The sequence below is a fragment of the Cedecea selenatireducens genome (assembly GCF_042138895.1).
GTDB lineage: Bacteria > Pseudomonadota > Gammaproteobacteria > Enterobacterales > Enterobacteriaceae > Cedecea > Cedecea selenatireducens.
On record NZ_JBHIKW010000003.1, the window covers coordinates 54500 to 66560 of the forward strand.

Below are 12061 nucleotides of genomic sequence, written 5' to 3' on the forward strand. Positions count from 1 at the left end.
GCAAGGCGGCAAAAGAAAGAATTCCCAGGAGCTTACTAAGTAAGTGACTGGGATACATGAGAGCAGCCAACGCGGCTGCAGCTTGAAGGATGCAGAGTAAATGCTGATGGAACCTTACAATCCGCCTCTTGATCCCTGGCTGGTCATTCTTTATCAGGATGAGCACATCATGGTGGTTAACAAGCCAAGCGGCCTGCTGTCCGTTCCGGGGCGTCTTGAGGAGCACAAAGACAGCGTGATGACGCGAATTCAGCGCGACTTCCCGCTGGCGGAATCGGTCCATCGGCTTGATATGGCAACCAGCGGCGTGATTGTCGTGGCGTTGACCAAGGCGGCAGAGCGGGAGTTAAAGCGCCAGTTCCGCGAACGCGAACCTAAAAAGCAGTACGTAGCCCGCGTTTGGGGCCATCCGCGGCCGGAAGAAGGTTTGGTTGATTTGCCGCTGATTTGCGACTGGCCTAATCGGCCAAAGCAAAAGGTGTGTTATGAAACGGGAAAATCTGCGCAGACCGGGTATCAGGTGCTGGACTACGCGGCGGATAATACCGCCCGTATCCAACTGAAGCCGATTACCGGGCGATCGCACCAGCTCCGCGTTCACATGCTGGCGCTTGGGCATCCGATTCTCGGTGACCGCTTCTACGCCACGCCGGAGGCGCTGGCAATGGCACCAAGGCTTCAACTCCATGCCGAGATGCTGACCATCACGCACCCAAGCTACGGCACGCCAATGACCTTTAAAGCTCCGGCTGACTTCTAAAGAAAGGCCTCTCATTTGAGAGGCCTTTTTCTATTTAAACCCTTTTGAGGTTTTAATCAGGTCGTATGCGCCCTGAATTTCCTGCGCTTTTTGCTTCGCCATCTGCATCATTTCAGGCGGCAGACCTTTTGCCACCAGCTTATCCGGGTGATGTTCACTCATTAACTTGCGGTAAGCACGCTTAATAACCGTTGGTTCATCGCTGCTTTTTACCCCAAGCACCTTGCAGGCATCCTCCAGCGTCGGCCCTCTTTGCTGCTGAGCGAAGCCCCCCTGGGATTGCTGATACTGCCCGCCGCCAAACTGCTGACCGCCCTCCATCATGCGCAGGAACTGGTCGAACTGGCCGCGAGAGATACCCAGCTCTTCGGCTATCACATAAAGCACCTGACGCTCATTTGGATGCAGTGAACCGTCGGCAAACGCGGCCTGGATCTGGATTTCCAGAAACATCCGAATGAGGTCCGAGCGGCCAAAACAGACGCTTCGCATCTGCCTCATTTTCTCTCTGAGCGGGTAGTTATTTTCTTTCCCGGCACGGAATGCACGCTGCGCCGCTGCGCGGCCCTCTCCGTGAAGCTGCATTCTGTCCATCAGTAAAGAAGCAATTTGAATATCCGCCTCTGTCACCCGACCTTTCGATTTGGTGAGATGCCCCATCACTTCAAAGGTGGTAGAAAAAAATAGCGCCTGGCGCTGCTGCTGGTTAGCAAACCAGGCCCCGCGACGGCTGCGGGCTTTATCGAACATGTGGCCGACAAGAAAACCTATCACCACGCCCCAAAAGCCGCCGCCCGAGATTAAACCCAAAGCAACACCGAGTACTTTTCCCCAATACTGCATATACTCCCCAAATCGTCATGCTGTCGTCTAGAATTTGCTTTATCATACCCGCCATTGATAGCGGTGCCTAACGGCATACTGCTAACGGGCTGGATTAACACTAGCGCTGTGGTGATGAGTACGTTAGTCTCTGACCGTTTGCCTTCGCTATACCCTGATGACGGAACAACAAATAACACGTATGAAAAAACGTATTCCCACCTTGCTGGCCACATTGATTGGCTCAGCCCTTTATAGCCAACAAGGTATGGCTGCCGACCTTGCCTCGCAGTGTATGTTGGGTGTCCCAAGCTACAATCGTCCTTTGGTGCAGGGCGACGGCAATAACCTGCCTGTCACCATCCAGGCCGATCACGCCAAAGGTGACTATCCGGATAACGCTGTTTTTACCGGGAATGTTGACGTCCAGCAAGGCAACAGCCGCCTGCAGTCAGACGAAGTTCAACTTCATCAGAAGCAGGTTGAAGGCCAGCCGGATCCGGTGCGCACCGTCGATGCCTTAGGTAATGTGCATTACGATGACAATCAGGTCATCCTGAAAGGTCCGAAAGCGTGGTCGAATTTAAACACCAAAGATACTAACGTCTGGAGCGGGGATTACCAGATGGTTGGCCGCCAGGGTCGCGGTACCGCGGACCTCATGAAGCAGCGTGGCGACAACCGCTATACCATCCTCGAAAACGGGACGTTTACCTCCTGTCTGCCGGGTTCTAATACCTGGAGCGTGGTCGGCACCGAAGTGATTCAGGACAGGCAGGAAGAAGTGGCGGAGATTTGGAACGCCCGCTTTAAGCTGGGCCCTGTGCCGGTCTTCTACAGCCCTTATCTGCAGCTCCCGATTGGCGATAAACGCCGCTCGGGCTTCCTGATCCCTGGCGCTAAATACAGCACCAACAACGGGATTGAGTTCGCTCTCCCGTATTACTGGAACATTGCGCCAAACTTTGATGCCACCATTACGCCTCACTATATTGATAAGCGCGGCGGCATTCAGTGGCAGAACGAATTCCGCTATCTGACCCAGGCGGGTACAGGCCTGATGGAGTTTGACTATCTGCCGTCTGATGACGAATACAAGAACGAGCCGGGCGTGCCTCAGGGTGAAAAAGATCGCCGCTGGCTGTTCTACTGGAACCACAGCGGGGTGATGGACCAGGTGTGGCGCTTCAACGTCGACTACACCAAAGTCAGCGACTCACGCTACTTCAACGACTTTAGCTCCCAGTACGGCAACAGTACCGACGGTTACGCCACGCAAAAATTCAGCGTCGGCTACGCCATCGAAAACTTTGACGCCACGCTGTCGGCTAAGCAGTTCCAGGTCTTTGCTAACCAGCTGGGTGCAGGGACAAGTTCCTACCGCGCTGAGCCGCAGTTGGATCTCAACTTTTATCAAAACGACGTAGGTCCGTTCGATACCCGAGTCTATGCTCAGGCCGTCAAGTTCACCAACGTAAACAGCAACATGCCGGATGCTACGCGCCTGCATCTCGAGCCGGTCATCAACCTGCCGCTGTCCAACGGCTGGGCAAGTCTGAACACCGAAACCAAGCTGATGATGACCCATTATCAGCAGGACAATCTGGATAAATACAAACAGAACATCAATAGTGCGAGTACGCTAGAAAGCACGGTTAACCGCACGCTGCCGCAGTTTAAAATGGACGGCAAGCTGATTTTCGATCGTGATATGGACTCCGTTGCCGGCTGGACGCAAACGCTGGAACCACGTGCTCAATACCTGTACGTGCCATACCGCAACCAAAGTGCGATCAACAACTACGACTCATCCCTGCTGCAGTCTGACTACAGCGGGCTGTTCCGTGACCGTACTTATGGCGGCCTTGACCGCATTGCCTCCGCCAACCAGGTGACGACCGGCGTAACATCTCGCGTTTATGATGACGCTTCCGTTGAACGTTTTAACGTATCCGCTGGTCAAATCTACTATTTCACCCAGTCCCGTACCGGGGATGACAATATTAACTGGGAGAAAGATAAGAAAACCGGCTCTATGCTTTGGGCCGGTGATACTTACTGGCGCATGACCGATCGTTGGGGCCTGCGTGGCGGGGTGCAGTACGATGCTCGTCTTGGCAGCGTAGCGAACGGCAGTGGAGCCATTGAATACCGCCGGGATACCGACCGTATGGCGCAGTTGACCTATCGTTATGCCAGTCCGGAGTATATTCAGGCAACGTTGCCAGCATACTCCACCGCCGATCAGTATAAAGAAGGGATCTCGCAGGTAGGTATGGTAGCCAGTTGGCCGATCGTTGACCGCTGGTCAGTCGTTGGTGCCTACTACTACGATACCAATGCCCGGCAGTCCGCTGACTCTATGTTCGCCGTACAGTATAGCTCTTGCTGCTATGCAATTCGTGTTGGCGTCGAGCGTAAAATCAACGGCTGGGAAAATAACATGAGCAAATACGATAACGTAATCGGCTTTAACATCGAGTTACGTGGCCTGAGCTCTAACTATGGCCTGGGTATTCCGCAGATGTTGCGTTCTAACATTCTGCCGTACCAGAGCTCGATGTAATTCACTTTGACGAATACTCTAAATAATCCGCTTTGCGGCTAAGTAAAATGGAAAAAGTATGAAGAACTGGAGAACGCTGCTTCTTGGTGTCGCCCTCGTAGCGAACACGGCTTTTGCAGCCCCGCAGGTTGTCGACAAAGTAGCAGCCGTAGTCAATAACGGCGTAGTCCTTGAAAGCGATGTTGACGGCTTAATGCAGTCGGTCAAAATGAACTCACGCGACGCGGGGCAACAGCTTCCCGATGACGCGACGCTGCGCCACCAAATCGTTGAACGTCTGATCATGGATCAAATCATCCTGCAGATGGGTCAGAAGATGGGCGTGAAGATAACCGACGATGAGCTCGATCAGGCCATCGCCAACATCGCCAAACAGAACAACATGTCCATGGATCAGATGCGTAGCCGTCTGGCCTATGATGGCGTGAACTACAGCACCTACCGCAGCCAGATTCGTAAAGAGATGACGATTTCGGAAGTGCGTAACAACGAAGTGCGCCGTCGCGTTTCCATTCTGCCGCAGGAAGTTGACTCCCTGGCGCAGCAGGTCGGTAACCAGAACGACAGCAGCACCGAGCTGAACCTGAGCCACATTTTGATTGCCCTGCCTGAAAACCCAAGCTCCGCTCAGGTTGATGACGCAGAAAAGCAGGCACGTAACGTGGTCGATCAGGCTCGTAACGGCGCCGACTTCGGCAAACTCGCTATCAGCTATTCGGCCGATCAGCAGGCGCTGAAAGGCGGCCAGATGGGCTGGGGTCGTATTCAGGAGCTGCCTTCAATTTTTGCCCAGGCATTAAGCGCGGCGAAGAAAGGCGACATCATCGGGCCGATTCGTTCAGGCGTGGGCTTCCATATCCTGAAAGTTAACGATCTGCGTGGCCAGAGCCAGAATATTTCGGTTACCGAAGTTCACGCTCGTCACATCCTGCTGAAAACGTCACCGATCCTGAACGATACTCAGGCACGCCAGAAACTGGAGCAGATTGCTGCTGATATTAAGAGCGGAAAAACTACGTTCGCCGCGGCGGCAAAAGAGTTCTCTGACGATCCGGGCTCAGCAAATCAGGGCGGCGATCTGGGTTGGGCGGCAACGGATATTTATGACCCAGCCTTCCGTGATGCGCTGCAGAAGCTGAACAAAGGCCAGATGAGCGCGCCGGTACACTCTTCCTTTGGCTGGCACCTGATCGAACTGCTGGACACCCGCAAAGTCGACAGAACCGATGCGGCACAAAAAGATCGTGCCTACCGCATGCTGTTCAACCGCAAGTTCTCCGAAGAAGCGCAAACCTGGATGCAGGAACAGCGCGCCAGCGCTTACGTGAAAATCATAGGCAGCAATGGCTAACATCTTTCGTGTGACCATCACTCCCGGCGAACCCGCCGGGATTGGTCCCGACCTGGTCGTCGCGTTAGCGCAACGCGACTGGCCCGTTGAACTGGTCGTCTGCGCTTCTCCCGAATTGTTACTCTCCAGAGCATCCCTGCTCGGCCTCCCACTGACGCTACAGCCTTTCCAGGCCGATCAACCGGCAAAACCACAGGCCGCAGGCACGCTGACCGTGCTGCCCGTTGAACTGCGCGCGTCGGTCGTTCCAGGGCAGTTGGATGTGCGTAACAGCGCTTATGTGGTTGATACGCTGGCTCGCGCCTGCGATGGCTGTCTGAGCGGAGAGTTTGCAGCCCTGATTACCGGTCCGGTGCATAAAGGCATCATCAACGATGCCGGCATTCCGTTTATCGGCCATACCGAGTTCTTTGAAGAACGTTCGCACAGCGAAAAAGTGGTGATGATGCTGGCGACAGAAGAGCTTCGCGTTGCGCTGGCCACCACACACCTGCCGCTGAAAGCAATTTCTGACGCCATTACGCCGGATTTGCTACGCCAGATTGTCACCATCCTGTATCATGACCTGCAGACCAAATTTGGTATCCCGCAGCCGCATGTGCTGGTCTGCGGTCTCAATCCGCACGCCGGGGAAGGTGGCCATATGGGCACCGAAGAGATAGACACCATTATCCCGGTGTTAAATGAGATGCGCGCTTTAGGGATGCACCTTTCTGGCCCACTTCCGGCAGATACGCTATTCCAGCCCAAATACCTCGATAGTGCTGACGCCGTACTGGCGATGTATCACGATCAGGGGCTGCCCGTGTTGAAATACCAGGGCTTCGGCCGCGCGGTGAATATCACTCTGGGATTACCTTTTATCCGCACATCGGTTGACCACGGCACGGCTCTAGAGCTGGCAGGCCAGGGAAAAGCCGACGTCGGCAGTTTTATTACGGCGCTTAATCTCGCCATTAAAATGATTGTTAATAGTCAATGAATACTCGAGTCCACCAGGGCCACCTTGCCCGCAAACGTTTTGGACAAAACTTCCTTAATGACCAGTTCGTTATCGACAGTATTGTCTCCGCTATTAATCCACAGCCAGGCCAGGCGATGGTCGAAATCGGGCCGGGCCTCGGGGCCTTAACCGAGCCGGTGGGTGAACGCATGGATAAAATGACCGTTATCGAACTGGACCGCGATCTCGCCGCCCGTTTGCAAACGCATCCGTTCCTTGCACCTAAGCTGACAATTTATCAGCAGGACGCCATGACCATGGATTTCGGCGAGCTTTCGCAGAAAATCGGCCAGCCGTTGCGCGTCTTTGGTAACCTGCCATATAACATCTCTACGCCGCTGATGTTCCACCTCTTTAGCTATACTGATGCTATTGCGGACATGCACTTCATGCTGCAAAAAGAGGTGGTTAACCGCCTGGTTGCCGGACCAAACAGTAAAGCTTACGGTCGTCTGTCGGTGATGGCGCAGTACTATTGCAACGTCATTCCGGTGCTTGAAGTACCGCCTACGGCGTTCACTCCGGCACCGAAGGTAGACTCTGCCGTCGTGCGTCTGGTGCCACACGCCACCTTACCGAATCCGGTAAAAGAGCTGCGCGTGCTGAGCCGCATCACTACGGAAGCATTTAATAAGCGTCGTAAAACGATCCGTAATAGCCTTGGCCACCTGTTCAGTGCCGAAGTGCTGGCGGAGCTGGGCGTCGATGCTACACTGCGTGCAGAAAACATTTCCGTTGCTCAGTACTGCAAGCTTGCAAACTATCTGGCTGATAACCCACAGCAGCCGTCGGAGAGCTAAACCATGCTTGATTCGCCCCGCGTATGTGTTCAGGTACAAAGCTTTTATATTGAGTCGCAGTCCTCGCCTGAGGACGAGCGTTTCGTATTTGCGTACACCGTCACTATCCGCAACCTGGGGCGAACGGCGGTTCAGCTACTTGGCCGTTACTGGTTGATCACCAACGGTAACGGTCGGGAAACCGAGGTTCAGGGCGAAGGTGTTGTTGGCGAGCAGCCGCACATTGAGCCGGGTAACGACTACCAGTACACCAGCGGAGCGGTCATCGAAACGCCGCTCGGCACTATGCAGGGCCATTACACAATGGTCGATGCGCAGGGAGAGGCCTTCAAGGTCGAGATTCCCGTTTTCCGTCTGGCCATTCCAACCTTCATTCACTGATACCATGTCTACATATCTGATTGGCGATGTTCACGGCTGCTACGATGAACTGATCGCGTTATTGCAGCAGGTTAATTTCAATCCTGAAGAAGATACGCTCTGGCTGACGGGCGACCTGGTGGCCAGGGGCCCTGCTTCTCTGGAGGTGCTGCGCTATGTTCGCAGCCTTGGGGACAGCGTACGTATGGTGCTTGGGAACCACGACCTGCATCTGCTGGCCGTCTTCGCGGGCATCAGCCGTAACAAGCCTAAAGACCGCATCACGCCGCTGCTGGAAGCCCCGGACGCCGACGAGCTTCTTAACTGGCTTCGCCGCCAGCCGCTCATTCAGGTGGATGAGGAGAAAAAACTCGTCATGTCGCACGCGGGGATCACGCCGCAGTGGGATATCGAAACCGCGCAGGCCTGTGCGCGTGACGTAGAGGCCGTTTTGTCGAGCGACAGCTATCCGCTCTTCCTGGACGCAATGTATGGCGATATGCCAAACAACTGGTCCAGCGATCTGTCCGGCCTGGCACGCCTGCGTTTCATCACCAACTCGCTCACCCGCATGCGCTACTGCTTCCCTAACGGCCAGCTGGATATGTACTGCAAAGATACGCCAGAGAAGGCGCCTTCGCCGCTGAAGCCCTGGTTTGCAATTCCCGGCCCCGTCACCGCCGAATATTCCGTGGCCTTTGGTCACTGGGCATCTTTAGAAGGGAAAGGCGCGCCGGAAGGCATCTATGCGCTGGATACGGGATGCTGCTGGGGGGGAGATCTGACCTGCCTGCGCTGGGAAGATAAAAGCTGGTTCGTACAGCCTTCAAACCGCCAGCAGGATAGCGATGAAGGTCAGGCGGCCGTCGCCTCCTGAGACAGAGCTCTCTCCCTGGCGGGAGAGAGCTAAAAACTTAGCGACGTTCCAGAATTTCGAAGCAGTAGCCGTGCGAGTTGTTCTCGTCGGCATCATGGAATTCGCTGAAGGTTGACTGCCATTCGTCAGGATCGTAATCCGGGAAATGCGTGTCCCCTTCCACTTCCGCATCAATGTGGGTCAGGTAAAGGCGCTGCGCCTTCGGCAGAAACTGTTCGTACACACGCCCACCGCCAATCACCATGATTTCTTCGGCATCGCCACAGGCTTTGATGGCCTCTTCAACCGATGTCACCCACTCAACGCGATCGTCATTTCCAGCTTTGCTGCTGATGACGATGTTTTTACGTCCCGGCAGCGGGCGGCCAATCGACTCCCAGGTCAGGCGTCCCATAACGACGGGCTTGTTTAGCGTATTGCGCTTGAACCAGGCCAGGTCACCAGGCAAATCCCATGGCATGGCGTTTTCCATACCGATAACGCGATCTACCGCTAAAGCAGCAATCAGACTGATCATTCGTATAACCTAAGGATGATGAAAAAAATTGCCGCCACTATACGGAAAGCGCAATCTTTCGTCGACAGGGGGTGAGCCGCGTAACGAGAATTTTTTTTATTCTGCGCCGCCCGGAGCGCCTAAATATTCAACTGCGGGATATGGAACAAGGGGTTAGCGTTAACCCCCGTTCACTATAAGGAAAAGTAAATATTTTTCAGCAACATCACTCTGCCGGCCTGGCCGGGGGTTCGTCAGAAAGTTTGCCGCTGTGAAGGCCTTCTTTGGTGCCCTGCCAGCCGTCCTGCTGAATCACGTGCAGGTGCGCCCGATCCTCGTTAATCACCTCTGTCAGCATGGCGCTGTTACGCTTAAAGACGTCCGCCCGCTCGGCGGTCTTATCGTCGGTTGGCACCATCTCTTCAAGCATCTGCAGGTTAAAGCGACGGAAGTGATCGGCCCTTTCTCGTGCCTCGTATTTCCCTACGCCCAAACCTTCCAGCGCACGGCGGCCAATCTTCAGCGAGCTTTCAAACGTTTCACGTTCCGGCATCTCTACACCCGCCTGACGCAGGCGAATGTAGTGATTAATATCGCGCGCCCTGGCAAGAATCTGCAGATGGGGGAAATGCTCTTTCGCCAGCTCCGTGAGCTGCATATTCGCTTCGGGATCGTCAATGGCGTTAATCAGCACTTCAGCGCCCGCTGCGCCGGCGGACTCAAGCAGGTCAACGCGGGTGGCATCACCATAAAACACTTTTGTACCGAATTTTCGCAGCGTTTCAATATGGTCTGGATCGTGATCCAGGATGACTACGTTCACGCCGCTGGTCAGCAGTAAACGACCTGCAATCTGCCCAAAGCGCCCGAAGCCGGCAATGATGACCCGAGGCTGCTCTTCATCAATCTCGTCGGCTTCTCCTGCCTGCTCGCTTCCCGTTTTCTCCAGCCGGTTCAGTAACACCAGCAGCAGAGGCGTCGCCGCCATCGAGAGCGCCACGGTAAGGGTCAGCGATTTAGACCAGCCGTCGTCCAGCACCTGCGCCATATGCGCCGCGCCGAAGATAACAAAGGCAAACTCACTTCCCTGCCCCAGCAAAGCGGCAAACCAGCGCCGCTGCCTGCGTGGCACCTTCAGCGGCTTAGCCACCAGCCAGAGCATCAGCGTTTTAATCATCAGGAAGCCGACCAGCAGGATGAGAATGCGTAGCGGATTTTCGAGTAACGTCCCGAAGTCGATGGACATCCCCACGCCGATAAAGAACAGCCCAAGCAGCAGGCCTTTAAACGGTTCGATATCGCTTTCCAGCGCGTGTCGATATTCGGAGCTGGCTAACAGCACCCCGGCCAGAAACGCCCCCATCGCCATCGACAATCCGGCCTCTTCTAACAGAAGGCCAAAGCCAAAGACCAGGAAAAGCGCAACGGCACTGAACACTTCACGCAGCCCGGAACGCGCCACAAACCGCAGCACTGGCCGGGTCACATAGCGGCCAAGCAGCACGACCAGGACGAGCGCAGCAACCACCTTAAGCGCGGAAATTAAGAAGGTTGCAAAGGTCATCGTACCGCCGCTGCTGGCCAGCAGCGGGATCATTGCCACCAAAGGAATCGCGGCAATATCCTGGAACAGCAGCACCGCAAACGCGCTGCGCCCCATTGGCGTAACGGTCAGGTTACGCTCGTTCATTGCCTGCATAGCAATCGCGGTCGATGAGAGGGCAAGCGTCAGACCGATAAGCAACGCTATCTTCCAGTCGAGCCCCATCACGATACAGAAAGCGCCCAGCGCCAGCCCGCAGGTCGCCATCTGGAGGAAACCGCCGCCAAACACCGAGGCACGAAGCGTCCATAGCCGCTGCGGATCAAGCTCCAGCCCGATGACAAAGAGCATCAGCACCACGCCAATCTCGGCAAAATGCAGAATAGTTTCGGCATCCGTCACCAGCCGCAGCCCCCACGGCCCGATAATACAGCCGGCTATCAGGTAGCCAAGTACCGATCCCAGCCCGAGCCTTACGGCAATCGGCACGATAAGCGCGGCTGAACCGAGGTAAATAAGCGCCTGAATTAAGCTATGGCTATCCACGGCGAGCCTCCTGCCAGTCAATTAAGCGTTGCTTATAGTCGTCCGCCTGGCGGGCAAGCGTGAATTCGTCGCAAACAAAGGTAAAGTGAATGGCAAAACTCGGCAGCCAGTTCATGCCGCAGTAAAGCGCTGTCGCCTGCAATGGCTGGGCAAGAACGTCAAATCCGGGGTGGTCACCCAGCTCGAAATGCTTTTCGCTTCCGCCGGTTGTTACCGCCCAGATAACGTCTTTACCGTGCAGAGCGTTTCCGCCCTTACCGTATGCCCAGCCGTGTGAGAGGACCTTATCTATCCACAGTTTCATCAGCGGCGGCACGCTATACCACTGCATAGGATGCTGCCAGATAACCAAATCAGCGCGGCTCAACGCCTGCTGTTCAGCGGCAATATCAATGTTGAAGTCGGGATAAAGTTCGTAGAGGGAACGAATCTCTACCCCCGGCAGCGTTTTCGCCCGCTCAATCATTTGCCGGTTGGCGTGCGAATGCTGGGGATAGGGATGCGCATAAATTATAAGAATCATTGTTAAGCCTGTCTTCACTACTGCCTTTAATGACAGTGAGTTTAGTCAGTTAATCGACAGGCTAACAGTCAATATTGCTGAGCGTGTTGTTGGATATTTCTTAACTAGTTATCCAGCTCGCTCATCTCTTTCACCTGGTCACGGTTGATCTGCTCGGTTTTCCCCGTTTCGGCATTTTTGTAAGACACCAGGCCGGTATCTTTGTCTACCTGCGGTTTGCCATCGGTCACAATCGTTTTGCCATCGCTAGTTTTAACGGCCTGATTCGACGAGCAGCCTGCTACGGTCAGAAGCGTTACGGCAGCGAAAAGGGAAGCGAGTAAAGTATGTTTCTGCATGGTGTTCTCCCAGCGTGTTAGTCATTTTCAGTTGTGTGCAGGTTAACTGTAGACTATCTCGCTGAGGCCGAAGCAA

The 12061-nt window shown here is 54.8% G+C and carries 12 protein-coding genes; 7 read left to right on the top strand and 5 right to left on the bottom strand.

What is annotated here, in order from left to right; translation table 11 throughout:
* Nucleotides 1-100: 100 nt before the first annotated feature.
* Nucleotides 101-760, top strand: a complete 660-nt coding sequence (gene rluA, locus ACE38U_RS05640) for a bifunctional tRNA pseudouridine(32) synthase/23S rRNA pseudouridine(746) synthase RluA (protein ID WP_375529322.1) — start codon at nucleotides 101-103, stop codon at nucleotides 758-760.
* Between the two features lie 30 nt (nucleotides 761-790).
* On the opposite strand, the gene djlA is transcribed toward rluA, so the two are convergent.
* The gene (gene djlA / locus ACE38U_RS05645) at nucleotides 791-1603 is read right to left on the bottom strand and encodes a co-chaperone DjlA (protein WP_038475641.1); all 813 of its coding nucleotides are present in this window, start codon (nucleotides 1601-1603) and stop codon (nucleotides 791-793) included.
* A 181-nt stretch (nucleotides 1604-1784) separates the two neighbouring features.
* Here djlA and lptD point away from each other — a divergent pair, with 181 nt between their 5' ends.
* Genes lptD through apaH form a run of 6 tightly spaced genes read left to right on the top strand, consistent with a single transcriptional unit; the run spans nucleotide 1785 to nucleotide 8539 of the window.
* The gene (gene lptD / locus ACE38U_RS05650) at nucleotides 1785-4148 is read left to right on the top strand and encodes an LPS assembly protein LptD (RefSeq protein WP_038475643.1); all 2364 of its coding nucleotides are present in this window, start codon (nucleotides 1785-1787) and stop codon (nucleotides 4146-4148) included.
* A gap of 58 nt (nucleotides 4149-4206) precedes the next feature.
* The gene (gene surA / locus ACE38U_RS05655; protein WP_375529323.1) at nucleotides 4207-5499 is read left to right on the top strand and encodes a peptidylprolyl isomerase SurA; all 1293 of its coding nucleotides are present in this window, start codon (nucleotides 4207-4209) and stop codon (nucleotides 5497-5499) included.
* The gene (pdxA, locus tag ACE38U_RS05660; protein ID WP_176982188.1) at nucleotides 5492-6481 is read left to right on the top strand and encodes a 4-hydroxythreonine-4-phosphate dehydrogenase PdxA; all 990 of its coding nucleotides are present in this window, start codon (nucleotides 5492-5494) and stop codon (nucleotides 6479-6481) included. The genes surA and pdxA overlap by 8 nt, the downstream gene beginning before the upstream one ends.
* Nucleotides 6478-7302 carry a 16S rRNA (adenine(1518)-N(6)/adenine(1519)-N(6))-dimethyltransferase RsmA gene (gene rsmA, locus ACE38U_RS05665; RefSeq protein ID WP_038475649.1) on the top strand — a complete coding sequence of 275 codons (825 nt, stop codon included), beginning with the start codon at nucleotides 6478-6480 and terminating at the stop codon, nucleotides 7300-7302. The genes pdxA and rsmA overlap by 4 nt, the downstream gene beginning before the upstream one ends.
* A 3-nt stretch (nucleotides 7303-7305) precedes the next feature.
* Complete coding sequence (gene apaG, locus ACE38U_RS05670; protein ID WP_038475651.1) at nucleotides 7306-7683, top strand: Co2+/Mg2+ efflux facilitator ApaG/CorD; 378 nt, start codon at nucleotides 7306-7308, stop codon at nucleotides 7681-7683.
* Between the two features lie 4 nt (nucleotides 7684-7687).
* The gene (gene apaH, locus ACE38U_RS05675; RefSeq protein ID WP_038475653.1) at nucleotides 7688-8539 is read left to right on the top strand and encodes a bis(5'-nucleosyl)-tetraphosphatase (symmetrical) ApaH; all 852 of its coding nucleotides are present in this window, start codon (nucleotides 7688-7690) and stop codon (nucleotides 8537-8539) included.
* Nucleotides 8540-8576: 37 nt separating this feature from the next.
* On the opposite strand, the gene folA is transcribed toward apaH, so the two are convergent.
* The 4 genes from folA to ACE38U_RS05695 form a co-directional block, all read right to left on the bottom strand.
* Nucleotides 8577-9056, bottom strand: a complete 480-nt coding sequence (folA, locus tag ACE38U_RS05680) for a type 3 dihydrofolate reductase (RefSeq protein ID WP_176982189.1) — start codon at nucleotides 9054-9056, stop codon at nucleotides 8577-8579.
* Nucleotides 9057-9261: 205 nt separating this feature from the next.
* Nucleotides 9262-11124 carry a glutathione-regulated potassium-efflux system protein KefC gene (gene kefC / locus ACE38U_RS05685; RefSeq protein WP_375529324.1) on the bottom strand — a complete coding sequence of 621 codons (1863 nt, stop codon included), beginning with the start codon at nucleotides 11122-11124 and terminating at the stop codon, nucleotides 9262-9264.
* The gene (gene kefF / locus ACE38U_RS05690) at nucleotides 11117-11647 is read right to left on the bottom strand and encodes a glutathione-regulated potassium-efflux system oxidoreductase KefF (RefSeq protein ID WP_038475659.1); all 531 of its coding nucleotides are present in this window, start codon (nucleotides 11645-11647) and stop codon (nucleotides 11117-11119) included. The genes kefC and kefF overlap by 8 nt, the downstream gene beginning before the upstream one ends.
* Before the next feature lie 104 nt (nucleotides 11648-11751).
* Complete coding sequence (locus tag ACE38U_RS05695) at nucleotides 11752-11985, bottom strand: YgdI/YgdR family lipoprotein (RefSeq protein WP_038475661.1); 234 nt, start codon at nucleotides 11983-11985, stop codon at nucleotides 11752-11754.
* Nucleotides 11986-12061: the final 76 nt, after the last annotated feature.